Origin of the sequence: Amycolatopsis albidoflavus, assembly GCF_039525725.1 — a bacterium.
GTDB classification, from domain to species: Bacteria; Actinomycetota; Actinomycetes; order Mycobacteriales; family Pseudonocardiaceae; genus Amycolatopsis; species Amycolatopsis albidoflava.
Genome location: NZ_BAAAHV010000009.1, coordinates 447,760 through 472,409, shown reverse-complemented (window position 1 = coordinate 472,409; position 24,650 = coordinate 447,760). Strand labels below are relative to the sequence as shown.

The following is a 24,650-nucleotide window of genomic DNA, read 5'->3' as shown; positions in this document are numbered from 1 at the left end:
CAGGGACCTCCGTCCTGTCCTCGACTCCAGACGTCATCGCATCGCGTCGATCACCGACCGCACCACCAGACTCCAGCCCAGGCAAATCCCCCGGCACCGAAGGGACCCCCGTCCTCGCCTCGACCACAGACGTCATCGCATCGCGTCCTTCACCGGCCACCCCACCAGATTCCAACCCAACCAAATCCCCCGGCTCCAGAGAAATCCCGACCCCAGCCACCCCATCCCGCGCAGCAGGCAACTCCGCCGCACCCGATTCGCCGTCCGCGTCAGAAACTCCCGCACCCGGCCCCAGATCCGCGGCCGCTCCGACCGACCCCACCACATCCCCCGTTCCTCGACGCGCGACCCGGGCCGCCATCACATCGGCGGGTTCCCGTGCTTGCGCGCCGGAACGTCGGCGTGCTTGGCCCGCAACATCGCCAGCGACCGGATCAGCATTTCCCGCGTCCGGCCGGGCTCGATCACGTCGTCGACCAGACCTCGCTCGGCCGCGTAGTACGGGTGCATCAACTCGGTCTTGTACTCCTTGATCTTCTGCCGCCGCACCGCCTCCGGGTCGTCGGCCGCGTTGATCTCGCGCCGGAAGATCACGTTCGCCGCGCCCTCCGCGCCCATCACCGCGATCTCGTTCGTCGGCCACGCCAGCGAAACGTCCGCGCCGATCGAGCGCGAGTCCATCACGATGTACGCGCCGCCGTAGGCCTTCCGCAGGATCATCTGCACGCGCGGCACCGTCGCGTTGCAGTAGGAGTACAGCAGCTTCGCGCCATGCCGGATGATGCCGCCGTGTTCCTGGTCCACCCCGGGCAGGAAGCCCGGCACGTCGACCAGCGTCACCAGCGGAATGTTGAACGCGTCGCACGTCTGCACGAACCGCGCGGCCTTCTCGCTCGCCTCGATGTCGAGCACCCCGGCGAGCGTCGCCGGCTGGTTCGCGACGATCCCGACCACGTGCCCGTCCAGCCGCGCCAGGGCGCACACCACGTTCGTCGCCCAACCGGCGTGCACCTGGAGAAACTCGCCGTCGTCGACGATTTCCTCGATCACCGCGCACATGTCGTACGCGCGGGCCGAGTCCGTCGGCACCACCTCGAGCAGCTTGTCCGTGCGGCGGTCCGCCGGATCGGCCGTCTGCTCCACCGGTGGCACCTCGTTGTTGTTGGAGGGCAACAACGAAATCAGGTACCGCACGTCCTCGAGACAGCTGGGTTCGTCGTCGTAAACAAAGGCGGCGACACCCGACGTCGAGGCGTGCACGTCCGCGCCGCCAAGACCGTTCTGGGTGATCTCCTCGCCGGTCACCGCGTGCACCACGTCCGGGCCGGTGATGAACATCTGCGAGGTTTCCCGCACCATGAACACGAAATCCGTCAGCGCGGGCGAGTACGCGGCACCGCCGGCACACGGGCCGAGCATCACCGAGATCTGCGGAATGACCCCCGAAGACCGGGTGTTGCGCTGGAAGATCCCGCCGTACCCGGCGAGCGCCGTCACGCCCTCCTGAATCCGCGCGCCCGCACCGTCGTTGAGCGACACCAACGGCGCACCGGCCGCGGCGGCGAGATCCATCACCTTGTGGATCTTCTGGGCGTGCGCCTCGCCAAGCGCGCCGCCGAAAATACGAAAGTCGTGGGCGTACACGAAAACCGTGCGCCCATAGACCGTTCCCCAGCCGCACACAACGCCGTCCGAATACGGCTTCCGGTGTTCAAGGCCGAACGCCGTCGCGCGGTGCCGGCGCAAGGACTCGATCTCGGTGAAGGAACCTGGGTCGAGCAGCAGTTCGATGCGTTCGTGCGCGGTCAGCTTGCCGCGGTCGTGCTGGCGGGCGGTCGCGGCGTCGTCGGGGCCGCGGCGCGCGGCCTCTTTGATCTCCCGCAGTTCCTCGAGCCTGCTGTCGAATCCGACCGCCAGTGCCTCAGACATGTGCACGCCCCTTGTCGACAAGCCGATCGGTCAGATACCGGAGAATCACGTCCTGGTGCCGGGTCAGGAAGAAGTGCCCGCCGGCGAGCGGGACCAGCTCGAAGCCCGCCGAAGTGTGGTCGCCCCACGACCGGACCTCGTCGACCGAGGCGACCGGGTCGTCGGTGCCGGTGAACGCGACCACCGGGGCCGCCAGCGGCAAGCTCGGCTGGTACCGGTAGGTCTCCACGGCGCGATAGTCGTTGCGCACCACGGGAAGGATCATCCGCACGACGTCGTCGTCGCCGAGCAGGTCCATTTCGGTGCCGCTCAACCGGCGCAGTTCGTCGATCACGCCGTCGTCGGTGCGGGTGTGCACGTTCTCGTCGCGATGCCGCGACGGGGCCCGGCGGCCGGACACGAAGAGCGTGTCCACGGCGGTGCCCGCGGCCTCCAGTCGGCGCGTCACCTCGAAGGCGATCATCGCGCCCATGCTGTGGCCGAACAGCGCGAGCGGCAGGTCGTCGCGGCCGCGCAGCAGCTCGGCGATCCGGTCGGCCAGCGCGTCGATGGTGGTCAGGAACGGCTCGTGCCGCCGGTCCTGGCGGCCCGGGTACTGCACCGCGAGCACCTCGATGTCCGGCGTCAGCGCCCGCGAAACCGGGAAGTAGAACGGAGCCGAACCTCCGGCGTGCGGCAGGCACACCAGCCTTGCCTTCGCCTCGGGCGACGTGTGGAAGCGGCGAAACCAGCTGTCCTCGTCGGAATTCGCGCTACCCGTCATGTCGTCCCACCGCCTTTCCGACGTCTGCGCCGGGACGACCCGGCCACGGATCCTTCTTCGCCGACCCACGGTAACCGCGCCCACCGCGCGCAACGACCCCTAACTCCCCCTAGATCCACAATGGACAGTCACGCCCAGCCCCCTTGGCCGAAGGATTCCCGCATGCAGCCAACGTTCGTCCTCGTGCACGGCTCCTACGCCTCCGGACGCTGCTTCACCGCGCTCCACCGCGAACTCGCCCTGCGCGGTCACCGCAGCCTCGCCGTCGACCTCCCCGGCCACGGCACCGCTGGCTTCTCCACCGCCTACCAGGCCCAGGACCTCGCGGCCTTCGCCGAAGAACCCTCGCCGCTGGCCGGCATCACGCACGCCGACAACGTCGCACACGTCGTCGAAACCGTCCGCCGCGTAAGCGAATACGGGCCGGTGATCCTCCTAGGGCACAGCCGCGGCGGCTTCACCGTCACGAGCGTCGCCAACGCTGTCCCGCACCTGCTGGCACGAACCGTCTACGTCTCCGCCTGGTGCTGTGTCACTGGTACCGCAGCCGACTACCTCGCGACCCCAGCCTTCAGGCCGCCCGACACCGGCGTCAACCCCATCGGAGACCCGCGACGCCTGGCCGCCGTCCGGATGAACTGGCGCACCACCGATCCCACGCACCTGGCCGCGCTGAAACGCGCCTGGACCACCGACGGCACCGACGCGGAAGTGGTCGCTTTCCTGTCTACCCTTGACCCCGACGAATCGCGAGACGCCGGTACCGACGTCGTAGACCCAGCGGCCTGGGGCCGGATCCCGCACAGCTACGTCCGGCTGACCGCGGACGCCAGCATGCCCCTCGCCTTGCAAGACCACTTCATCGAAGAAGCCGACGCCCTCACCCCCGACAACCCCTTCGACGTGTACTCCCTGCCCGTCGGCCACGTCGATCCGCTGCTCCGCCCGGCAGCCCTCGCCGAAATCCTCGCCGGGACCGCCGGCTACCGGGAGGGAGCCTGATAAACGCCGAACTGCATGTGCCGGGCGAGCCGGAACCCCAGCTTCTCGTACAACCGGATCGCGCCGGTGTTCGTCCCGGCGGCGTGGAGAAACGGCCGTTCCCCGCGTTCCCGGATCCCCGCGGCCACCGCCAGCACCAGCCGGGCGGCCAGGCCCTGCCCCTGGAACGCCGGATCCGTGCAGACCGCGCTGATCTCCGTCCACCCCGGCGGATGCATCCGCTCGCCCGCCATCGCCACCAGGACACCGTCACGGCGAATGCCCAAGTAGGTGCCCAAAGTGATCGTACGGGGCAGAAACGGGCCGGGTTTCGTCCGGGACACCAGATCGAGCATCTCCGGCACGTCCGCCGCGGTCAGCCGCACCGCCTCGGCGTCGGCTGCTGCCGGAGCGGCCGAGCCGTCCATCTGCACCCCGGCGATCTCGGCCTCCACCGTCCAGTCCGCGGGCGGCGGCGTCCCGACCGCGCCGACCACGACCGTCGACGCGCCCGGACCGATGAGGTCGGCGATGTCGTGCCACACCCGCTCGTCCGGCTCGTCCGGCACGGCAAGGAACGGAGAGACGTCCACCGGATACCGCAGCACCTGCCCCTTCTGCTCCGCGAACGACGCGTGCGGGCCGCTCAACGCGGCCCAAGCGGGGTTTTCGAGCGGGGACGTGCTCATTCTCGCCTGCCATTCCGATCCGGGGTACCCGGTCAAGAATGCGTGCGCCGGACCAGCCCCGGCCACTTCCTCCCACATGCTGAGCAGCCGAGGACCGCTGCTGTCCGCAATCCGCCATAGCGTCGCCGCCATCACTGACGAAGGGATCTCGATGAGCACCGTCGACCGCAACCAGCCGCTCGGCACCCCGACCTGGATCGACCTCGCCGTGCCGGACCTGGACCGCGCGCAACGCTTCTACCGCGCCGTCCTCGGCTGGACCTTCGACGGCAATCATTGTCTGCTGCGCGACCTCCCGGTCGCCGGCCTGCGCCAAGCAACCGACCCTCGAGCAGGCTGGACCGTCTACCTGGCCACCGACGACTGCGACGTCACCGCGAAAGCCGTCACCGCCGCAGGCGGCAAGCTTCTCGACCAACCGCACGACGACGGAGACCACGCCCGCGTCGCAGTCGCGGAAGACCCGACCGGGGCGCGGTTTGGGATCTGGCAAGGCCGCAAACTCCCCGGGGCCAGGCTGGTCAACGAGCCCGGCACCCTGCTGCGCAACGACCTCGTCACGCCAACCCCCAAGCAGGCGCGCGACTTCTACTGCGAGGTCTTCGCCTTCACCCTCGATGGCAACGACGACCTCGCCGGCGTCGACTTCACCTTCCTCCGCCGCCCAGACGGCCATGAAATCGGCGGCATCATCGGCGACCAGTCCGCCACAGCGGCGGCGTGGGGCACCCTGTTCCTCGTCGGCGACGCTGACGCGGCGGGCAAGCAGGCCGTCGAACACGGCGGCGAGGTGGTCGAAGCGCAAGACAGCCCCTACGGACGCATGGTGACCGTCCGCGATCCGTTCGGCACGGAGTTCGTCCTGGGTTCCTGAACCGGCTCCATCGCCCTGAACTCGGTGCTAGAACAGGACAGGTGGACCTCGAAACCCTTCCCGGCGCGACCCTGCGCCCAGCGACCCCGGACGACGCCGCCGAGCTGATGGTGCTCCAGCGGTGTTGCTGGGTCCAGGAAGCCCTGCTCAACAACACCCTGGAGCATCCCGCGCTGACCGAAGACCTCGAAGAGGTCCGCGAGTCGATCACGACCTGGCGCAGCTGGGTCGTCCGGCAGGGACACCGGCTCGTCGGCGCGGTCCGCGCCCGCACGGTCGAGGACGGCGGCTGGGAGATCGGCCGCCTGATGGTCGCGCCCGATCTGGCAGGGCGCGGCCTCGGACGCGTCCTCCTTGAGCACGCCGAGCGCCACGCCCCGCCGGAGACGAAGCAGTACGTGCTCTTCACCGGCGCGTCCAGCGAACGCAACATCGCCCTCTACCAACGGGCCGGGTATCGCCGCGCGCCGATGCCGTTCGAAGCGACCGGCGTCCTCCAGCTCGCGGTCTACCTGGTCAAAGCGGCCTGACCAAGGCTCACAGCTCGTCGAAGACCAGCACGGTGTGCGTCGAGAGCACGTCCGGCATGGACTGCAGCCGCTCGAACACCAAGTCTCGCAGGCTGTCCGCGTCGCGAGTCCGCACGAACAGGATCAGGTCGTTGTCCCCGGACACCAGGCCGCCGTGTTCGATTTCCGGGATGTGCTTGAGTTCCGCGCTCACCGTGCGCCACGAGTTCTGCGTGACCTTCAAGTACACGTACGCGGCCAGCCCCTGCCCCATCCGGCGCGGATCAGTCACGGCCGCGTACCCGGTGATCACTCCCTCGCGGTGCAGCCGCTCCACGCGCGTGTAGCAACCGGCCCGCGAAATGTGCGCGCGTTCGGCCAGCGCACGCATCGAAGCGCGGCCGTCTTTCTTCAGCTCGGCGATCAGTTTCAGGTCGATCTCGTCGAGCGTCGCTGCCATTTGTCCATCCGGCCGGGACATCCGCGCCGCCTCCCAAGCCAATCGTCCAGCAGAGATTCCACAACCCGGTCATCATTCCACACTTGCCGAACAAGTCTGGACCCTTGATCGCCCGACGGCGAGTATCAGGGCCTACTCGTCTTTGTCGATGGGAGCTGTCGGTGACCACCACGGAACGCACTGCCGCGTCCTATTTCCTGCCCAGCGACGAGCCGCTCGGCCTCGTGACCGCCGACGGCGCGCCGACGCCCGATCCGGCGCTCGCGATGCCCGCGGACGACGTCCTCCTCCGCCTCTACCGCGGCATGGTTTCCGGACGCCGCTTCGACACCCAGGCCACCGCGCTCACCAAACAGGGCCGGCTCGCGGTGTATCCGTCGGCACGCGGGCAGGAGGCCGCCGAGATCGGCTCGATCCTTGCGCTTCGCCCGCAGGACTGGCTTTTCCCGACCTACCGCGACTCGATGGCCGTCGTCGCGCGCGGCGTCGACCCGGTCGAGGTGCTTACGCTGCTGCGCGGCGACTGGCACTGCGGCTACGACCCGTACCGCGCCAATGTCGCTCCGCAGTGCACGCCGCTCGCCACCAACACGCTGCACGCTGTCGGCTTCGCACACGCTGCCCGCGTGAAGGGCGAGGACACGGTCTCGCTCGTTCTCGTCGGTGACGGTGCCACCAGTGAAGGCGACACGCACGAAGCGTTGAACTTCGCCGCCGTCTGGAAAGCACCGGTCGTCTTCCTCGTACAGAACAACGGCTACGCCATCAGCGTCCCGCTCGAGAAGCAGACCGCCGCGCCTTCGCTCGCGTACAAGGGTGTCGGCTACGGCATGCCCTCCGTACTCGTGGACGGCAACGACGCAGCCGCCGTACACGCTGTCGTCGAGCAGGCTGTCGAGCGCGCCGCCGCCGGCGAAGGGCCGACGCTCATCGAGGCCATCACCTATCGCATGGAGTCGCACACCAACGCCGACGACGCGACGCGCTACCGCGACAAGGCCGAAGTGGAGCAGTGGCTCACTCGCGACCCCATCAGCCGCCTTAAGCAGTACCTCACCGACCGTGGCCTCCTCGACGACAAGACGCAGCAAGAGATCGACGCGCGCGCCGAAGAGGAAGCTGCCGCGTTGCGCGAGCGGATGAACGTCGATACCAAGCTCGACCCGGCGGATCTCTTCCGGCACGTCTATGCCGAACCGACCGCCGCGTTGCGGCAGCAGGCCGCCGATCTGGCGCACGAGAACACCGAGGACCAGGCATGACCGCCACTCTGGACACGACGCTGTCCCTCGCCGGCGCACTCAACCGCGCCCTCGCCGACGCCCTCGCCGAGGACGAGCGCGTGCTCGTCTTCGGCGAGGACGTCGGCACGCTCGGCGGCGTCTTCCGCGTCACCGACGGACTCGCCGCACGCTTCGGCGACGCCCGCGTCTTCGACTCGCCGCTGGCCGAATCCGGCATCGTCGGCACCGCGATCGGGATGGCGATGAACGGCCTGCGCCCGGTGATCGAGATGCAGTTCGACGCCTTCGCCTACCCCGCGTTCGAGCAGATCACCAGCCACCTCGCCAAACTCCGCAACCGCACCAAGGGCCAGGTCGAACTGCCCGTGGTGATCCGGGTTCCCTACGGCGGCGGCATCGGCGGCGTCGAGCACCACTGCGACTCGTCCGAGGTCTACTACACGCACACGGCCGGCCTGCGCGTCGTCACCCCGGCCACGCCGGACGACGCCTACACCCTGCTGCGCGAGGCGATCGACAGCCCGGACCCGGTCATTTTCCTCGAGCCCAAGCGCCGGTATTGGGAAAAGGGAACCGTTGACCCGCAACGGCGCTCGCCTGGTCTCGACAAAGCGGTGATTCGCCGCGAAGGCAGCGACGTCACCCTCATTTCCTACGGCGGCGCACTCGGCACGACTCTCGAAGCTGCCGAAGCCGCCGCGGAAGAGGGCTACCACGCCGAAGTGATCGATTTGCGCAGCCTCGCGCCCTTCGACCTGGAAACGGTCGCCGCGTCCGTGCGTCGCACCGGCCGCGCGGTCGTGGTGCACGAAGCGAGCCGATTCTGCGGCTACGGCGCCGAAGTCGCCGCGCAGTTGTCCGAGCACTGTTTCCATTACCTGGAAGCGCCGGTCTTGCGCGTCGCCGGTTTCGACATTCCTTATCCCGCGCCGAATCTGGAACAGCACCACCTGCCGGGCGTCGACCGGATCCTGGACGCGATCGAACGGCTCCAGTGGGACGACGCGGCACCGCTCGACGGGGAGAAGTGATGGCCGTCTTCAAACTGCCCGACCTCGGCGAAGGTCTGACCGAGGCGGAAATCGTCGCGTGGCACGTCGCGGTCGGCGACACGGTGACCGTGGACCAGACCGTGGTGGAGGTCGAGACCGCGAAGGCAAGCGTCGAGGTCCCGGTGCCGTTCGCGGGCCGGGTCGCGACACTGCACGGAGCAGCGGGCGAGGTGCTGACCGTCGGCAGTCCCTTGATCACTGTGGACAGTGCCGCGGACTTCACTGAGCCCGGCGTCGTCACGCCGGAGGGCAGCGGGAATGTCCTGATTGGCTATGGCACCAGCCAAACCCGCACCCGACGGGCGAGGCAACCCCGCGGAAGCAAGGCTCCTGCCTCAACGCCAGCTGCGGCACCGAAGTCCACTTCGGACCGCATCCGCGTCGTGTCCCCGCTAGTCCGCCGTCTAGCCCGCGAGTCCGGAGTGGACCTTCACGCGCTCAACGGCACCGGAACCGACGGCATCGTGAGCCGCGCCGACGTAGAACGCGCGATCGCCGCCACGGAAATCCCAGCGCCCCCAGCGGCAACGACCGACGAGCAACGAATCCCCCTGCGCGGCCTCCGCAAAACCGTCGCCGACAAACTCACCCGCTCTCGCCGCGAAATCCCCGAGGCGACAGTCTGGGTGGACGTCGACGCGACCGAACTGCTGCGGCTGCGCACCGCGCTCAACAGCGATCCGCATGCCCCGAAGCTCAGCCTGCTCGCGCTCATCGCCCGGTTCGCCGTCGCGGGCCTGCGCCGTTTCCCCGAGCTGAACGCGCATCTGGAAGGCGACGAGATCGTCATCCCGTCCGCCGTCCACTTGGGATTCGCCGCGCAGACCGACCGCGGCCTGGTCGTCCCGGTGGTCCAGAACGCGCACCAGCACACGCTGGAAGATCTGTCCGCCGCGCTCGCCGACCGCACCGAACAAGCCCGCTCCGGACGGCTCGCTCCGAGTGACCTCACCGGCGGCACGTTCACCGTGAACAACTACGGGGTGTTCGGAGTGGACGGTTCGGCCGCGATCATCAACTACCCGGAGGTCGCGATCCTGGGCGTCGGCCGGATCATCGACCGGCCGTGGATTGTGGACGGTCAGGTCACCGCCCGCAAGATCACCGAGCTGACGCTGGCGTTCGACCACCGCGTCTGCGACGGCGGCACCGCAGGCGGGTTCCTGCGCTTCGTCGCCGACTGCATGGAAAACCCAGTACGGCTCCTGCGCACCCTGTGAGGACGGTCAGGCTGGCAACTCTGCCAGCCTTTCCGTTTTCGCCCACACATTCCGCTTCAAGACGATCCGGAACACCGCTCGCCACGTCGCCAGCACGCCGAGCAACAGGAACGCCGGATAACACAGCCCGGCCAGCAACGCCCGAGGCAGCGGTTCGTCGCGCAACCGGACAAAGTAGACGATCGCCCACATGATCCCCGGCAGCAGCAACGCAGCAAGCCACAACGCCACCGCTTGCGTCAGATTCCCGGTCTCCGCGACCAAACCGCCGAACGAGTTCCCAGTCACCAACGCCACCGGAACGATGACCAGCAGCGCCGCCGCGAGCAAGGACAGCGGAACAGTCAGCCAAGGCACCACGAGATAGACCAGGAAGTCGAACAACCCAGTCCCGGCAATGAACCGCGAGGTCGCGAGACTACGCAAATGCCGTGAGCACTGAAGGTTTCCTTGTGCCCAACGAGTCCGCTGACGCAGCAGGCGACGCACGTCCTCCAGCCCCTGCTGAGTCACCCAAGCCCGCTGCGTGTACCGGATCCGCACCCCGGCCAGATGCAGCCGAAGACCCAGCTCAAGATCCTCGACCAGGCAGTCGCTCCACGGCGACGGCCCGAACCTCCGCAGCACCGACAATCGCGTGAACTGCCCATTGCCACCCATCCCGACGCTGCCGAGCACATCCCGCAACGATTGCGAAGCATCCGCGATCGCGCCGAACTCCAAGTCCTGCAACAATGCCAGCAATCGGTGTCTATTGTGGATTCGCACCCGGCATTGCACCGCGCCGACGCCTCGGCTCCGCAGCATCGCCGCCACTTCCGTAAGCAGCCCGGCGCTGCCGCGCCCGTCACCGTCGATGATGCCCACAACGGTCTGCGAAACAGTGCCCTCCCGCTCGGCAATGCCGTCAATGTACCGGTAACCCGCATTGAGAGCCTCGCCTTTGCCCTGCCGAGCCTGCGGCAAGTCACGCCGCAGCACATGCAGCCGTTCGTCAGCAATGCCCGCGAGGATCTCCGGCGTACCGTCGTCGGATCCGTCATCAATGACGAGCACTCGCACCGGAGTTTCGGGAGTGCCCAGCCGCAACGCATTCCGCACCGTGTTGGCGATGACGCGTTCTTCGTTCAGCGCCGGAATGACAATCCAGAACAGCAACGGCTTGGAGGATCGTTCCGAAGCAGGTCGCGGTGCACGCCAGGCAAAGGCCGCCAGAACCAGGTTGTGCACCGGCCACCAGCACAACAGGAGCACGAACCACCACGGCTGCGTCATGCCGCGTGCCGACCCCGAGACCCGTTGGCACGCAGGCGAACCGAGCGGACCGTGAACGCCATTGCGACGAAGCCAGCCACGGACAGGACAAACCACAGCACCCCGTGGAACGGTGCGACACCGATCGCGGCAGCGGAGACGACCGCGGGAGCGACCCGGGTGACAGACATTTCTTTTCCTTCCAGAAGAAACTCAAGCAGCAACGGCAGCGGGCGACACGAAGCGATAGCCGAGCCCCTCGATGCCCTCGACCACCTTCCGAAGGTCGCCGATGCCGAGAAACGGGTGATAGTAGAAACTGACGACGCTGTCGGTCACCACGCGATGGGTTTTCGCGTCGGCCAGGATGTCGTCGGCAGTGCGCGCGGCATGCTGGTTGAACTTGGCCGGAGCGACGTTGCCGACGTTCTCCGGCACCACGACAGTCCCGTAGACATCGCGGACCGGATACGGGAAGAACTGGCCGTAGACCTCGCGATAGGACACGTCCGTCAGTCCACATTGGCCGCCGTCGCACTGGCCGGCGTAGTAGCTGCCCCGGTCGTACCGCATCGGGAAGATCCGGCCCGCCTCCTGATAGTCCACAGCGGACCCGCCGTAGTGCGGGAACTCGAACGCGGCCGGCCGCGGCAGTCCGACTCGGTCGAACTCGGCGAGCCCGGTCGCGATGCGACTGCGGAACCATTCCGGCGAGTCCTCCGGAACCGGTCCGCTGAGCCGCACATTGTCCTTGTGGTCGACGGTCGCGCGGTAGAACTCGTAGTCCGCAGCGCTGGTTCCCGAGTACGGATTGTCCGTCTCGCCGTACTGGTGGCTGTAGCCGTGCATCACCAAGGTCCCGCCTCGCGCGACGGCATCCCGCAGCGCCGCAACGAGTTCCGGACTGTCCACCAGCCTCGCGAACGTCGGCTTGCCGCCGTTCGCTTCCCCGCGCGGATCCGCGTAGTACGGATACACCGCCAGCGAGAACGGTACGCCGCGCCCGCTGAGATAGTCGGTGATCGCCCGAACTTCGGCAGGTGGCGTCCGCGGGCCGATGTCCTCGATCCGTACCAGCGCACGTCGGCGTTCCGGAGCGTCCGGCGAGAGCACGCCGAGCAGAATGTCCGCAGCAGCCAAGTAACGATCGCCCGCGCCAACATACGAATACGGAACTTCGGCAAGGTACGTAAACGATCCACTGTGGACCGCCCACGGCGACGTCGCGCCGTCCGCGGACTTCGCCTGCGCCAGCACCTTTGCCTTCGCCGACGTCACGCGGACTCCCACGACATCGACCCCCGCGTTGGGATCGCGCCGCAGGTCAGTGTCCCGGTAGGACACCGTCGTGATCTTGTCCTCTCGGAACGGTGCCCACGTCCAACCCCACTTCCCGGCGAGTGTCGGCGCGTGGTCGAACAGCTGCCAGATGTTGCTGCCGATCCACACCACCGGCAGCCGGGTCCGGCTCACGTCGTCCAGCAACGCGGGCGGCAACTGTGCGTCGTAAACCGTCCCGACGTAAACGACCGCCTGGTACTCGTTCAGCTCACCGCGCTGATAGTCGGCGGCGGGCTGCATTCGCCAAGCGGTGGAACGGGAAACCAGGTTCGCCGTCTGGATCGCGTTGGCCTGCGCCTCCTCCGCGACCTGCGTCGCGGGCGGACTCGGCCGCAACCGTCGCCCGTCGTCGAACAGCACCAAGGTACGCCGGTCGTCCCGCCCACCAGGACCGGCCAGACCGATTTTCGGTTGCCGCAGAACCGGTTCAATCGGCGAAGCCGCTTCCGAGCCGGAGCCGTGGTCCGAGACCACCACGACGATCCCGCCGACCAAACTGACCACCGCGACGACAATGATCCCGAGCCGCAACCATGCCGGGAACCGTTGCTTCACTGCACAACCTCGGCCAACTCCGGAACGAACGGCTCCGGCGCTTCAACAGTCAGGCCGAGCAACCAGGCCACCGCCTGCTCAGTGCGCTCAGCGGCACGGCCGTCACCGAACGGATTGGTGCGCGCGTTCATCGCCGCGCGCTGCGCCGGGTCGGTCAACAGCCTCGACGCGGTGTCCACAATGAGCTCGGCATCCGTGCCGACGAGCATCGCGCAACCAGCGTCGACCGCTTCCATCCGTTCCGTCGTGTCCCGCAGCACCAGCACCGGCACCTTGAAGGTCGGCGCTTCCTCTTGAATACCACCGGAATCGGACAACACGAGCGAACTCGCCGCGATCGCCGCCGCGGTCTGCTCATACGGCAGCGCCGGAGTAAGCACCACGCGCGGGTTCCCGGCGAGCGCCGAAGTGACCGCCTCCTGCACCGCCGGGTTCGGGTGCATCGGCAGCAGCACGCGAACGTCCGGATGGCGCGCGAGCAGAGTGTCCACAGCGGACAGAATGCGAGTCAGCGGCTCGCCCCAGGACTCCCGGCGATGCGCAGTGACCAGAACCAGCCGGCACTCGCCGCGCGTCGCCGACTCGACCACATCGGCGACCGCACTGTCGGCAAAGGACACTGGCCGGTCAGTAACCCGGGAAATCGCGTCCACCACAGTGTTTCCAGTGACCAGCAGAACGCTGTCGTCGACGCTTTCGGCACGCAGGTTCTGCGCGGCCGCCGGCGTCGGGGCCAGGTGCAGGCTCGCGGTCTGCGTGACCAGCCGCCGGTTCAACTCCTCCGGGAACGGCGACTGCAGATCGAAGGAGCGCAGCCCGGCTTCCAAGTGCACCACGGGAATCTTGCGCCAGAACGCGACCAGCGCACCGGCCACAGTGGACGTCGTGTCGCCCTGCACGAGCACCGCCGCGGGCGGCCGTTGCGCGGCGAGCGCGTCCAGACCGGTGACGAGCTGCGAGAACAACTCGGGCTGACCGCCGTCGACCCGGTTCAGCGTGAGCCGCAGGTCCGGGGTCAGCGAGAACGCCGCGAGTACCTGGTCGACCAGTTCGGGATGCTGCCCGGTCGCGACGAGCACCGGCTCCAGCCGTCCGGACCGGCGCATCTCCTGCACGACCGGCGCCATTTTGATCGCCTCCGGCCGGGTTCCGGCAATCAGCCAGACCACCGGTGCGTCACCCCGGGTCATCACGGAACTCCATTTCAGCGAGAGCGGACACGAACCGGGAAAGAACCCCTGGATCGCGCCGACCACGCTAACCGCGGCATCCGGAATAGACCTCACCCTCGCGGGTAAAACTCACCGTCAGTAGTCGCCGTCACAAGCCGTCAGTAAGGCACCAAACCGCGGTCAACCTCGGTTTTAAGCAGCTGCTTACTTAGCCGAACCCGGATGCACCAGGCACGTCGAGCACACAAGGTAATCACGCTGGATCGGTTAAGTCACCAGTCGCGGAAAAGGGCACCCGAAACCCGGATGCCCTTTTTCCATTCCGCGGTCAAACCGACGGTATGGCCGCCCGCGATCCTGCTCACATAGTGGTCCAGACCACCGGGTCAGTGTTTCCCCGGCACGTATTCGCCGGGCACCATCCGCGTCGTGACGGCGAACCGGTTCCACGCGTTGATCACCGTGATCGTCGCGATCAGCTGAGCCAGCTCGGCCTCCTCGAAGTGCTCGGCCGCGCGGGCGAAGACCTCGTCCGGCACGAAACCGTCGGTGAGCACGGTGACCGCTTCGGTCAACTCGAACGCGGCGACCTCCTTCGCCGTGTAGAAGTGCTTCGACTCCTGCCACGCCGGGAGCTGGATGATGCGCTCGGTCGATTCACCGGCGGCCAACGCGTCCTTCGAGTGCATGTCGATGCAGAAGGCGCAGTGGTTAAGCTGCGACGCGCGGATCAGCACCAGCTGCCGCAGCGCGGGGTCGAGGCCGTGCCGGGTCGCGGCGTCGAGACGGATCATCGCCTTGTAGGCCTCGGGCGCCAGCTCCGCCATCTTGAGGCGGGGCGGTTCCACCGGAAGTCGTTCTGTCGTGGTCATGGTTTCGACTCTACGAGCGATTGGCACTCTGTTATGGTCCATTTCCGTGCGCGCGGAGTGGGCCAGTTCGCTGAGTGAAGACCTCCACCTCGACCTGCGCGGGCCTCGCCTGCGCGACGGCCTGATGGAGGCCCTGCGCGACGCCATCCGCACCGGACGCCTCGCCCCGGGCGCGAAACTGCCGTCCAGCCGCACGCTCGGCGCGGATCTCGGCATCGCCCGGAACACCGTGGCGCAAGCGTATGCGGAACTCGTCGCCGAAGGCTGGCTCACCGCGCGCCAAGGCGCCGCAACCCGGGTTGCCCCGCGCGCCGAGATCGCGCCCGCGCCGACTGTGCCGAAGCCCGCGTCGCGACACCGGATCGTGCACGACCTACGCCCCGGACAGCCGGATCTGTCCGCATTCCCTCGCGCAGACTGGCTCAAGGCCGCACGCCGCGCACTGGCCGTCGCGCCAGACGACGCGTTCGGCTACGGCGGTCCGTACGGCCGCCCGGAGCTGCGCGAAGCCCTGGCCGAGTACCTCGCCCGCACTCGCGGCGTACGCGCGCACCCGGACCAGATCATGATCTGCACGGGTACGTCGCACAGTCTCATCGTCCTCGCCGAAGTACTGAAGCAGCGAGAAACGCCGGCGGTCGCTGTGGAGTCATACGGCCTGCAGGTGCATCGCGCGCATCTCGCCAAGGTCGGCCTGGACACCCCGCAGCTGCCGGTGGACGCCGACGGCGCGATGGTCGAACGCCTCAACGACCTGCCCGACGTCGGCGCAGTACTGCTGACGCCGTCGCACCAGTTCCCCACCGGCGTCGCGCTGCATCCGGACCGCCGCGCCGCGGTGGTGGACTGGGCGCGCCGGACCGGCGGCTTGGTGCTGGAGGACGACTACGACGGCGAGTTCCGCTACGACCGCAGCCCGGTCGGCGCGATGCAGGGGCTCGACCCGGAACACGTGATTTACCTTGGCACCACCAGCAAAGCACTCGCACCGGGACTTCGGCTCGGCTGGATGGTGCTGCCGCCGCGGATCGCCAGAGTCGCCGCCGAAATCAAGGGCGAGCGCGACCCGCACTCCGGCGTGCTCGACCAGCTCACGATGGCCGAGTTCCTCACGTCGGGAAGCTACGACCGGCACATCCGCGCGATGCGGCTGCACTACCGCCGCCGGCGCGACCAACTCGTCGCGGCGCTGGCCGAGCACGCCCCGAACACGCGGGTGACCGGGCTGTCCGCCGGATTGCAGGTGCTCGTGGACGTGCCGTCCGGCGAGGAAGACGCCGTGGTGCAAGGGTCCGCGTGGCAGGGGCTGGCCATGCACGGGCTCGGCGCGTTCCGGCATCCCGACGCGCCCGCGGACCGCGACGCGCTGGTAATCGGTTTCAGCACGCCGTCGGCGAGCGCGTGGTCGGGCGCGCTGGCCGCGTTGTGCCGGGTGCTGCCCTAATCACTCACTCGACATCACTCACTCGACGCCGAGCATGACCTCGGTCGACTTCACCAGCGCGGTCACCGGCTTGCCGACCTCGAGTTCAAGCTCCTCGGCGGCGTCCTTGGTGATCGAGGCGACGACAGACTGCCCGCCGTCGAGCTGGACTGTGACCACGGTCATGACCGCACCGGGCTGGACCGCGGACACAGTGCCGGTGAGTTGGTTGCGAGTGGACAGACGCATGGCGTGAAACTCCTTCGAAACTGAACGGAACACGGCCACAGTAAAGGGAAATCTCCCGATTCGCTGCCGCCGTCCCCGACCGCCCGCAGCAGGTGCGGAGGCAGTCACTCGACCGTGTCCGCAGGTGCTGCCCGCGGACCGGGTACGCGCCGATTCCGCGTTTTCGCGAGTTTGCCGCGCCGGAGAGCGGGTAGCCGAAGCGCGAGGGACGAGAAAGGGAGGACCCACAGTGAACGACAAAGCCGAAAACAAGGCCGAAGAACTTAAGGGTCGCGCCAAGGAAGCGATCGGCAACGCCACGGACAACGAGCAGTGGCAGGCCGAAGGCAAGGCAGAGCAGGGCAAGGGCAACCTCAAGCAGGCCGCCGAGAAGGTGAAGGACGCGTTCAAGAGCACCAAGGACTGACCGGACGCGCGTCGCCGAGAAGCCCGAGGCATCTCGCCCCGGGCTTCTTCTTCGCCCTCAAACTTGCGCAACGCGCAAACATTGCGCGCCACGCAAGCAGCGCGCTATGGTGGTCACATGACCGAGCGACCGAACCTGCGAGACCGCCGCCGCCAAGAGACCCGGGTCGACATCTCCTGGGCGGCAGTCCGGCTCACAGTCGAGCGCGGTCTGTCGAACGTGACCATCGAGGAAATCGCCCGTGCGGCGGGAGTTTCGCCGCGCACAGTCAACAATTACTTCTCCAGCAAAGCCGAAGCGATCGTCGCGCGGCACCAGGACCGGGCTCGCGGGATCGCCGATCACCTCCGCGCGCGCCCGGCGGCGGAACCGCTGTGGACCGCGCTGCGGGAAGCCTCGCTGGCGCAGCTCGACGACGACCGCGGCACCGCTTCCGGCGGCACCTCCGATCCACAGTGGACCGCCGGAGTCCGGGTCATGATCGCGGAACCCGCGCTGGCGGGCGAATTCCTCAAAGCCAATGTCGCGGCCGAAGAATCACTGGCCGAAGCGATCGCGGAACGCCTCGGCGCGGACGTCCACGATCTCCGCGTCCAGATCATCGCCACCACCGCGGGCGGCGTGCTGCGCGCAGTCATCCAGGAATGGCTGCGCACCGACCCGCCCGCGGAGCTGTCCACCATCGTGCACCAGGCGTTCGACACCCTCGCCGAGGTGCTTCCCTGATCCCGCAAGGAGATCCCCATGTCCGCCGTCGTCATCGCGGGCGCCGGGCCGAACGGCCTGATGCTCGCCGCAGAACTCTGCCTTGCCGGAGTCCGCCCCGTGGTGCTGGAGCGGCTCGCCGAACCCGACGGGGTGCGCCGTGCCAACGGTCTCGTCGGCCAGGTCGTGCCGCTGCTGCACCGGCGCGGGCTGTTCGAGAAGCTCACCGGCAGCCCTCGACCGGCGCCCGCGCCACGGTTCGTCTTCGGCGCTTTCCCGATCGAATTCGCCGATCTGCCCCGAAACCCGATGTACCTCCTGCCGAAACCGCAGCACGAACTCGAGCAGACCCTGATCGAGCACATCCTCGGGCTCGGCGCCGAACTCCGCCGCGGCCACGAAATCACCGGCTTCGCCCAGGACGAGAACTCGGTGACCGTGCGGGTTCAAGGACCGGACGGGTCCTACGAAATCGCCGCGGACTACCTCGTCGGCGCGGACGGCGGACGCAGCACCGTGCGCAAGCTCGCCGGAATCGACTTCCCCGGCGTCACCTGGGACGAATCGGTGTCCCGCAGCGCGAATGTCCGAATCCCGCAGTCGTTCGTCGACCCCGCGACCGGCGGGCTGAAGCTGGAAACCGGCGTCCTCCCGCCGTTCCTGCACCACCGGACGGAAACCGGGGTGTTCGTGTTCGCGCCGTTCGACCCGGCGAACCCCGCCGTGTCGACCAGCGAACGAGGCGGTGCCGCCGACTTCGCCGAGGACGATCCGCTGACCATGGAAGAACTGCGCGCGAGCGTGCGGCGCGTGCTCGGCGTCGAGCTGCCGCTCGAACCTCCGTCCGGCGCCGGGCCGTTCCTGCTGCGCAGGCTGACCGGCGGCAACACCAGGATCGCCGAGACCTACCGGCGAGGCCGGGTCCTGCTGGTCGGCGACGCGGCCCACGTGCACTCGTCGATCGGCGGGCCGGGGCTGAACCTCGGCCTGCAGGACGCGGCGAACCTCGGGTGGAAGCTCGCCGCGGAGGTCCAAGGCTGGGCTCCGCCGGGGCTGCTCGACAGCTACGAAGGCGAACGTCGTCCGGTGAGCGAGCGCGTCGTGATGCACACGCAGGCGCAGAGCGCGCTCGTCGCGCCCGGGCCGGAAGTCACCGCGCTGCGCGAATTCTTCGCCGAACTGCTGGCCTTTCCGGATACGCGGCAGCACGTCGCCGACCTGATGTCCGGGGCCGACATCCACTACGGCACCGACCCGAGCACCGGCCGGTGGGCTCCCGACCTGGCGCTCGCCGGCCCAGCTCCGCTGACCGCCGCCTACCAGGCCGCACGGCCGGTGCTGCTCGACCTGACCCCTGGCGCCGTGCTCGCCGACGTGGCCGCACCGTGGCACGACCGCGTGACCACCGTGTCCACCGCGGCCACCGGCGACGCACCAACGGCCCTGCTCATCCGCCCGGACGGTTACGTCGCCTGGTCCTCCGCCGACGCCGAACCAGACGTCGAGGCGCTCCGAACCGCTCTCGCACAGTGGTTCGGCGCACCGGTCAGGTCAGCCGTGTCGTTGCCACGTTGATGAGCGCCCCGGCCGGCAGCGTGCCGTCCGGGGCCACCAGCGACCGGGACGCCACCTTGAACGCGGTCCGCAGCCCCATCAGCTGCGTCTCGTCGAGGGCGTCGACCTGGTAGTAGGTGTCGTGGCAGGTCTGCCAGACCGAATCCGGCGGGCCGGACAGGTCCACCAGCAGCTGGTGCCATTCGACCGGCGCGAACCCGGCCGGGCCGAGCAGCGCGTCGAGGCCTTCGCGGGTGCGGCTGCGCGGGTCGCCGGAGGTCGGGATCTGCCGGTCCTCGGCGACCACCGCGAAGAGCGGCCGGGCGACCTTCAGGAACACCTCCAGTGCGTCGGTCCCGCCGCCGCCGACACCGATCACGAAGGCGCCGCCGGGCCGCAGCACGCGGGCGGTCTCGGCGATCACCTTCTCGACGTCGGACATGAGCATCAACGCCATGTGTGACACGACCGCGTCGTAGCCGTCGTCCTCGAAAGGCAGCTCCTGCGCGCGGCCGGGCCGCAGATCCGCACCGGCGAGCCCGGCCCGGCCGCGGGCGACGTCCAGCTGCTTGGCGGAAAGGTCGATGCCAGCGAGCTTTTCGGTACCGCGACCGGCGAGCACGGCCAGCAGCGCGCCGTCCCCGCAGCCGAGGTCGAGCACGCTGCCCGGCTGGCCAACGTGGTCGGCGAACGCCTCGTACACCGAGCGTCCGTCGACGCGGCCCCGATCGGCCAGTTCGGACGCGGCTGCCGGGTTCCGGTCGTGATAGTCGCGCAGGAACTCTTCGGCGGGCGTCATCATGCCCGTGACGGTAGCGCGAACGGTCACTTCAGCAGCTCGGTTTTGGCCAGGTTGACGCAAAGCCCCGCCGGAAGCCGTCCGTCGGCGGTGCGCAGCTGCTCAGTTTCGGCGAGAAAGGCCGCGCGCAGCCGGGACAACTGAGCGTCGTCGAGGGTGTCGGTCGAGTAATACGATTCGCAGCACAACGTCCACACCTCGTCCGGCGCGGCGGTCAGGTCGATCTCGTACGGTTCCCAGGAAACCGGCGCGAATCCGGCCGGAGCGAGCACCTCGTCGATCCCCTCGCGGTTCGAGGTGCGCCGCTCGGCGGTGTAGGTGGCCCGTCGTTCCTCCGGCACCTCCCGGAACAACGGCCGGGCCAATTCCAGGAACACCGGAGTCGCGCCGGTCGATTCGGGACCGCCGACGACCACCGCGAACGTCCCGCGCGGAGCCAGCACCCGCGCGATCTCGGCGGCGACCTCCTCGGGGTTGTCCATGAGCATGAAAGCCATGTGCGACACGACCGCGTCGAAGCTGTCGTCCGCGAACGGCAGCTCCTGCGCCCGCCCGTGGAACAGCTCCGCACCGGCCAGCTCGGGCCGTTGCCGGGCAAGCGCGAGCTGTCCGGAAGAAAGGTCGACGCCAGCGAGCTTTTCCGCGCCGCCCCGGGCGAAAACGGCCAGCAGCGCGCCGTCGCCGCAGCCGAGATCGAGCACCCGGCGCGCGGGCGCGACACGATCGGCCAGCACCTCGTAACTCGTCCGGCCGTCCCCAGTCACCCGACCGGACTCGATCAGCACGGACATCGCGTCCGGTTTGCGATCGTGGTACTCGCGCAGGTAATTCTCCGCGGCAGAGGTCATGCTCCGACGGTAGCGAATTCCTGGTACCCCTGTGGCATGGACGAAGAAGCTCTGCTCGGCATCGACGTCGGCACGACCGCGGTGAAAGTCGCCGCGTTCACGGCGGACGGCCGGGAACTCGCGGCGCATTCGGTGCCCTATCCGATCGCGCGGCCGCGTCCCGGCTGGGCCGAACAGGATCCGGAAAACTGGTGGCACGCAACGGAAACCGCGCTGCACACCGTCCTTTCCGGACTCCCCGCCGGTTCGGTGCGCGCGGCCGGAATCGTCAGCCAGGTCAACACCCATCTCCTCGTCGGCCAAGACCTGCGGCCGCTCGCCCCGGCGGTGATCTGGCAGGACCAGCGCTGCGCGGAGATCGCCGCGGAACTCGACGCCCGCTTCACTGACGACGACAAAAAACGCATCTGGGGTGGGCCGATCGTGCTCGATGCGTCGTTCGCGGGCGCGCGGGCCGCGTGGTTCGCGCGCGAACAACCGGAGCTGTGGTCCCGCGCGCGCTGGATGATGAGCCCCAAGGACTTCATCGGCGCCCGGCTCACCGGAAGGGTCGCGACCGACCTGCTGTCCGGCGTACGCATCGCGGGCGCTTCCGGTTACCTGCCCGAAGCAGTCGCGCTCGTCGACGGGCTCGGCGAGCGACTGCCGGAACTGCTCGCTCCAGAGGAACCCCTCGGCCACGCTGCCGTACTGGGCGACGCACCGGTTGTCGTCGGAACCATGGACGCGTTCGGCGCGGTTTTCGGCACCCGCACCACGGAACCCGGCCGTGCGATGGTCACCTGCGGGACGTCGTTGGTCGTCGCAGCCGCCTCGCACCGGAACGAATCGGTCCGAGGGCTGGTCACCTTCCCGCCGCGCGGCGACGTCGTCGTCCACGCCGGACCGACCCAAGCCGCCGGCGACGCCGTTCGCTGGTGGAGCCGGGTGTCCGGGCTGTCCGTGCCCGAGGTGTTCGCTTCCGCCGCGGACGGCCAGCCCGGCGTGGTGTTCCTCCCGCACTTGCAAGGCGAACGCGCGCCGCTGTGGGATCCAGACCTGCGCGGCAGTTTCCTCGGCCTGACCTCGTCCACGAGCACCGCGGACCTGTCGCGAGCCGTGCTGACCGGTGTCGCGTTCTCCGCACGGCACGTACTGGAAACCGTCGAAGAAGCCTGCGGCGAACGTCTTCCGTCGGTGACGTTCTCCGGAGGCGGCGCACGGAGCGACCTCTGGACCCAGCTCCACGCGGACGTCCTGTCCCGCCCCGTCGAACGCCTCCGTGTGCACGACAGCGCCGCCCTCGGAGCGGCGCTGCTCGGCGCCGTCGGCGCGGGCCAATACCCGGACGTCGAAACCGCCGCGGCCGCGACCGTCGCCGTGGAGCGAACCTTCGCCCCCGAGACGGACCTGACCGGCCTGTACGAGGCGTACCGCGCGGCACACGAAGGGCTCGCGAGAGTGCACGAACGGCTGGCCCGATGGTGATCTAATGGCCAGCATGGAAACCCTCCGCTACGGCAGCGAGCCCAGCCAGTTCGTCGAACTCCACGGGACTCCGGGCGGGCGGGGCACCGCCGTCCTGCTGCACGGCGGATGGTGGCGCGCCCGGCACGACCTGCACCAGCTCGACCCGATGGCAGCCGACCTCGTCGCCGCGGGCTGGTACGTGGCGAACCTGGAGTACCGGCGCATCGACGGCGACACCGGCGGCTGGCCGCAAACCCTGGACGACGTGCTGGCCGCGATCGCCGCCGTCGAACGCCCCTCCGCGCTTCCGACCGTCGCGATCGGACACTCCGCGGGCGGCCACCTGGCGCTCTTGGCCGGGGGTTCGCTCGCCGGTGTCGTCGCACTGGCCCCGATCACCGACGTCCCCCGCGCGCGGGCCGAGGAATTGGGCGAAGGGGCCGCCGGACTGTTCCTGACCGGCGACGACCCAGCGGCCTCCCCCATCCGGCAGGTCCCGATCGGCTGCCCGCAGCTGGTCGTTCAAGGCGACGCCGACGTCCGGGTCCCGGTGGCGCACAGCCGCGACTACGTGGCCGCGGCGAAGGCGGCCGGCGACGACGTGGACTACGTCGAGCTTCCCGGCGTCGATCACTTCCGGCTGATCGACCCCGCGGACGAGCCATGGCAGCCCGTCCGGGAATGGCTCGACCGCCGGTTCAGCTGACGTCCGCCTCCACGAACCGGTGGCCTGCAGTGTTCTCGATAGCCACCGCCGCGACCTGAGCCGGGTCGACGACCGCCGTGCCGTAGAGGTACGCGCCGTCCCGCGCCGCTCGCTCCGACACCATCCAGCCGCCCGCGACCTGGCGCTGGCCGTTCTTGCCGATGACCACCAGCAGGCATTTCTGCCCGGCCGGAATGCCGGTCACCGAACCGTCCACGCGCACCCAGCCGGTCTCCGGCACGATGCTCGCGGTGAGCCGGGTCTGCCCGCTGGCGTCCGCGCCGGAAATGACCTTCGTGCCAGGAACCACGCTGGTCGACGACGGCGGCGGCGCAGTCGGCACCGCCACCGCGGGCCCGGACCAGTTGCGTCCCACCAGCACCCCGACACTCACCGCGACCGCGGCCACCACGACCGCCGCGACGATCGCCATCGAGCGTCCCCGCCCGGCCTGCGCGCGCGACTCCGCGCGCACCCGGTCGACGGTCCGCTGCATCACCAGGTCCGCGCCCACCGGCGGCCCCTCCAGCAACGCCTCCGGCGGCAACTCCCCGAGGAAACTCTGCACCTCGCGCAGGGACGCGGCCTCGGCCCGGCACCGCTCGCAGCCGTCCAGATGCGCCTCGACGTCGCGCTGCTCGCCCGAGGCGAGCTGACCGGACAGGTATCCCGCCAGGTCGACATGTTCGTCGGCAGTGTTCATCCGGCCACTCCTTCCGCTCGCCGGAACTCTTCCCGCAACGCCCGCAACCCGTAATACGAGCGGGACTTCACCGTGCCCGGAGGAATCCCGAGCCGCTCAGCCGCCTCCGCGACGCTCCGTCCCTGCAGATACATCTGCTCGAGCACCTCGCGATGCTCCGGAGAAAGCCCGTCGAGCGCGGCGAGCACCACCATCGAGTCGACGACCTGATCGGCATGATCCCGCTCGACCGGCCCGCCCGACGGCGACTCGGCCACCTCCTGCGGCCGCGCCTCCTTGGCCCGGAACCGGTCGATCACGAGGTTCCGCACCACGGTGAGCAGCCAGCCGCGCACCGACCCGCGCCCGTTGACCAGACTGTCCGGACTGCGCCACGCGCGGACGAGCGCCTCCTGCACCACATCCTCCGCCGCCGCGCGGTCGCCGAGCAGCCGGGTGGCGTAGGCGAGCATCGCGCGCCCATGCTCCTCGAAAAGCGCGCGGACCAGCGCCTCGTCCGCAACCGCCCGCCGATGACGAGCCCTGAACCCGGCCATGCCCCGATCATCCTCCCGCTCGAGGCCGATTGTCCCGCACCGGCGGCGTGTTGCTCCCTACCCGGTGCTGACCCGTTCCTGCTGCTGTTCTTTCCAACGCTGGGTGAGACTCCGCGTCCCCCGCCCTCGCTGTTCCGCCGCCCTCGCTGTCCCCCGCCCTCGCTGCCTCTCGCTCGATGCGGCTGGCTGTCCGCTGCGCCGACCGCGCTGGGCGCCGCAGCCTTTCCCACTCCGCTGCCTCATCGGTGTCGCCTCCCCGCCCCGCCGCCTCATCCGTCTCGCTTCCCCGCCCCGCCGCCTCATCCGTGCCGCTTCCCCTCCCCGCCGCCTCATCGATGCCGCCGCCCCGCCCCGCTG

At 69.1% G+C, this 24,650-nt stretch carries 26 protein-coding genes; 12 read left to right on the top strand and 14 right to left on the bottom strand.

Features of this window, described 5'->3' with window-relative positions; all coding sequences use genetic code 11:
• Positions 1 to 360: 360 nt before the first annotated feature.
• Together ABD156_RS14245 and ABD156_RS14240 are read right to left on the bottom strand one after the other, a co-directional pair.
• Positions 361 to 1,929: an acyl-CoA carboxylase subunit beta gene (locus ABD156_RS14245; protein WP_344272021.1), complete on the bottom strand. Its 1,569-nt coding sequence runs from the start codon at positions 1,927 to 1,929 to the stop codon at positions 361 to 363.
• A complete protein-coding gene (locus ABD156_RS14240) occupies positions 1,922 to 2,692 on the bottom strand; it encodes a thioesterase II family protein (RefSeq protein WP_344272018.1) in 771 nt (256 codons plus the stop codon). The genes ABD156_RS14245 and ABD156_RS14240 overlap by 8 nt, the downstream gene beginning before the upstream one ends.
• Before the next feature lie 162 nt (positions 2,693 to 2,854).
• Here ABD156_RS14240 and ABD156_RS14235 point away from each other — a divergent pair, with 162 nt between their 5' ends.
• A complete protein-coding gene (locus tag ABD156_RS14235) occupies positions 2,855 to 3,694 on the top strand; it encodes an alpha/beta hydrolase (RefSeq protein WP_344272015.1) in 840 nt (279 codons plus the stop codon).
• On the opposite strand, the gene ABD156_RS14230 is transcribed toward ABD156_RS14235, so the two are convergent.
• Positions 3,676 to 4,362 (bottom strand): GNAT family N-acetyltransferase, encoded by a 687-nt coding sequence (locus ABD156_RS14230; protein ID WP_344272012.1) that lies wholly within the window; start codon positions 4,360 to 4,362, stop codon positions 3,676 to 3,678. The genes ABD156_RS14235 and ABD156_RS14230 overlap by 19 nt on opposite strands.
• 151 nt (positions 4,363 to 4,513) lie before the next feature.
• Here ABD156_RS14230 and ABD156_RS14225 point away from each other — a divergent pair, with 151 nt between their 5' ends.
• A complete protein-coding gene (locus ABD156_RS14225; protein ID WP_344272009.1) occupies positions 4,514 to 5,236 on the top strand; it encodes a VOC family protein in 723 nt (240 codons plus the stop codon).
• A 41-nt stretch (positions 5,237 to 5,277) separates the two neighbouring features.
• A complete protein-coding gene (locus ABD156_RS14220) occupies positions 5,278 to 5,766 on the top strand; it encodes a GNAT family N-acetyltransferase (RefSeq protein WP_344272007.1) in 489 nt (162 codons plus the stop codon).
• Positions 5,767 to 5,773: 7 nt separating this feature from the next.
• On the opposite strand, the gene ABD156_RS14215 is transcribed toward ABD156_RS14220, so the two are convergent.
• Positions 5,774 to 6,205 carry an Lrp/AsnC family transcriptional regulator gene (locus ABD156_RS14215; RefSeq protein ID WP_344272005.1) on the bottom strand — a complete coding sequence of 144 codons (432 nt, stop codon included), beginning with the start codon at positions 6,203 to 6,205 and terminating at the stop codon, positions 5,774 to 5,776.
• Between the two features lie 161 nt (positions 6,206 to 6,366).
• Here ABD156_RS14215 and pdhA point away from each other — a divergent pair, with 161 nt between their 5' ends.
• The 3 genes from pdhA to ABD156_RS14200 are packed head-to-tail and all read left to right on the top strand — an operon-like array spanning position 6,367 to position 9,721.
• Positions 6,367 to 7,467, top strand: coding sequence for a pyruvate dehydrogenase (acetyl-transferring) E1 component subunit alpha (pdhA, locus tag ABD156_RS14210; protein ID WP_344272002.1), 1,101 nt, complete (start codon positions 6,367 to 6,369; stop codon positions 7,465 to 7,467).
• Positions 7,464 to 8,480: an alpha-ketoacid dehydrogenase subunit beta gene (locus tag ABD156_RS14205; RefSeq protein ID WP_344271999.1), complete on the top strand. Its 1,017-nt coding sequence runs from the start codon at positions 7,464 to 7,466 to the stop codon at positions 8,478 to 8,480. Before pdhA ends, ABD156_RS14205 begins: the two co-directional genes overlap by 4 nt.
• The gene (locus ABD156_RS14200) at positions 8,480 to 9,721 is read left to right on the top strand and encodes a dihydrolipoamide acetyltransferase family protein (RefSeq protein ID WP_344271996.1); all 1,242 of its coding nucleotides are present in this window, start codon (positions 8,480 to 8,482) and stop codon (positions 9,719 to 9,721) included. The genes ABD156_RS14205 and ABD156_RS14200 overlap by 1 nt, the downstream gene beginning before the upstream one ends.
• A gap of 6 nt (positions 9,722 to 9,727) precedes the next feature.
• Here the strand turns inward: ABD156_RS14200 and ABD156_RS14195 are convergent, their stop codons facing one another.
• The 5 genes from ABD156_RS14195 to ABD156_RS14175 form a co-directional block, all read right to left on the bottom strand.
• Positions 9,728 to 10,996 (bottom strand): glycosyltransferase family 2 protein, encoded by a 1,269-nt coding sequence (locus ABD156_RS14195; protein WP_344271993.1) that lies wholly within the window; start codon positions 10,994 to 10,996, stop codon positions 9,728 to 9,730.
• Positions 10,993 to 11,166, bottom strand: coding sequence for a hypothetical protein (locus ABD156_RS14190; protein ID WP_344271990.1), 174 nt, complete (start codon positions 11,164 to 11,166; stop codon positions 10,993 to 10,995). Before ABD156_RS14190 ends, ABD156_RS14195 begins: the two co-directional genes overlap by 4 nt.
• A gap of 22 nt (positions 11,167 to 11,188) precedes the next feature.
• Entirely contained in the window at positions 11,189 to 12,871 is a 1,683-nt protein-coding gene (locus ABD156_RS14185; protein ID WP_344271987.1) for a DUF2334 domain-containing protein, read from the bottom strand.
• The gene (gene wecB, locus ABD156_RS14180) at positions 12,868 to 14,061 is read right to left on the bottom strand and encodes a non-hydrolyzing UDP-N-acetylglucosamine 2-epimerase (protein ID WP_344271985.1); all 1,194 of its coding nucleotides are present in this window, start codon (positions 14,059 to 14,061) and stop codon (positions 12,868 to 12,870) included. The genes ABD156_RS14185 and wecB overlap by 4 nt, the downstream gene beginning before the upstream one ends.
• Positions 14,062 to 14,429: 368 nt before the next feature.
• A complete protein-coding gene (locus ABD156_RS14175; RefSeq protein WP_344271982.1) occupies positions 14,430 to 14,915 on the bottom strand; it encodes a carboxymuconolactone decarboxylase family protein in 486 nt (161 codons plus the stop codon).
• A gap of 46 nt (positions 14,916 to 14,961) precedes the next feature.
• Between ABD156_RS14175 and pdxR the strand changes: the two genes are divergently transcribed.
• Positions 14,962 to 16,359: a MocR-like pyridoxine biosynthesis transcription factor PdxR gene (gene pdxR, locus ABD156_RS14170; RefSeq protein ID WP_344271979.1), complete on the top strand. Its 1,398-nt coding sequence runs from the start codon at positions 14,962 to 14,964 to the stop codon at positions 16,357 to 16,359.
• A gap of 18 nt (positions 16,360 to 16,377) precedes the next feature.
• On the opposite strand, the gene ABD156_RS14165 is transcribed toward pdxR, so the two are convergent.
• Positions 16,378 to 16,587: a TOBE domain-containing protein gene (locus ABD156_RS14165; RefSeq protein ID WP_067580482.1), complete on the bottom strand. Its 210-nt coding sequence runs from the start codon at positions 16,585 to 16,587 to the stop codon at positions 16,378 to 16,380.
• A 229-nt stretch (positions 16,588 to 16,816) separates the two neighbouring features.
• On the opposite strand from ABD156_RS14165, the gene ABD156_RS14160 reads away from it, so the two are divergent.
• From ABD156_RS14160 to ABD156_RS14150, 3 genes are all read left to right on the top strand, one after another.
• Positions 16,817 to 16,993 (top strand): CsbD family protein, encoded by a 177-nt coding sequence (locus ABD156_RS14160; RefSeq protein WP_344271974.1) that lies wholly within the window; start codon positions 16,817 to 16,819, stop codon positions 16,991 to 16,993.
• Between the two features lie 117 nt (positions 16,994 to 17,110).
• Positions 17,111 to 17,719 (top strand): acyl-CoA-like ligand-binding transcription factor, encoded by a 609-nt coding sequence (locus tag ABD156_RS14155; RefSeq protein ID WP_344271971.1) that lies wholly within the window; start codon positions 17,111 to 17,113, stop codon positions 17,717 to 17,719.
• Between the two features lie 18 nt (positions 17,720 to 17,737).
• Complete coding sequence (locus ABD156_RS14150; RefSeq protein ID WP_344271968.1) at positions 17,738 to 19,273, top strand: FAD-dependent monooxygenase; 1,536 nt, start codon at positions 17,738 to 17,740, stop codon at positions 19,271 to 19,273.
• Here ABD156_RS14150 and ABD156_RS14145 read toward each other — a convergent pair.
• Positions 19,245 to 20,054 carry a class I SAM-dependent methyltransferase gene (locus ABD156_RS14145; RefSeq protein WP_344271965.1) on the bottom strand — a complete coding sequence of 270 codons (810 nt, stop codon included), beginning with the start codon at positions 20,052 to 20,054 and terminating at the stop codon, positions 19,245 to 19,247. The two genes, ABD156_RS14150 and ABD156_RS14145, sit on opposite strands and share 29 nt — an antisense overlap.
• A gap of 23 nt (positions 20,055 to 20,077) precedes the next feature.
• Positions 20,078 to 20,899 carry a class I SAM-dependent methyltransferase gene (locus tag ABD156_RS14140; protein WP_344271962.1) on the bottom strand — a complete coding sequence of 274 codons (822 nt, stop codon included), beginning with the start codon at positions 20,897 to 20,899 and terminating at the stop codon, positions 20,078 to 20,080.
• A gap of 36 nt (positions 20,900 to 20,935) precedes the next feature.
• Here ABD156_RS14140 and ABD156_RS14135 point away from each other — a divergent pair, with 36 nt between their 5' ends.
• Together ABD156_RS14135 and ABD156_RS14130 are read left to right on the top strand one after the other, a co-directional pair.
• Positions 20,936 to 22,366, top strand: a complete 1,431-nt coding sequence (locus ABD156_RS14135) for a xylulokinase (protein WP_344271959.1) — start codon at positions 20,936 to 20,938, stop codon at positions 22,364 to 22,366.
• A 4-nt stretch (positions 22,367 to 22,370) separates the two neighbouring features.
• Positions 22,371 to 23,054 carry an alpha/beta hydrolase family protein gene (locus tag ABD156_RS14130; RefSeq protein WP_344271956.1) on the top strand — a complete coding sequence of 228 codons (684 nt, stop codon included), beginning with the start codon at positions 22,371 to 22,373 and terminating at the stop codon, positions 23,052 to 23,054.
• Here ABD156_RS14130 and ABD156_RS14125 read toward each other — a convergent pair.
• On the bottom strand, positions 23,047 to 23,757 hold the full coding sequence (locus ABD156_RS14125; RefSeq protein WP_344271953.1) for an anti-sigma factor family protein: 711 nt from the start codon (positions 23,755 to 23,757) through the stop codon (positions 23,047 to 23,049). The two genes, ABD156_RS14130 and ABD156_RS14125, sit on opposite strands and share 8 nt — an antisense overlap.
• Positions 23,754 to 24,293 (bottom strand): sigma-70 family RNA polymerase sigma factor, encoded by a 540-nt coding sequence (locus ABD156_RS14120; protein WP_037810598.1) that lies wholly within the window; start codon positions 24,291 to 24,293, stop codon positions 23,754 to 23,756. The genes ABD156_RS14125 and ABD156_RS14120 overlap by 4 nt, the downstream gene beginning before the upstream one ends.
• Positions 24,294 to 24,650: the final 357 nt, after the last annotated feature.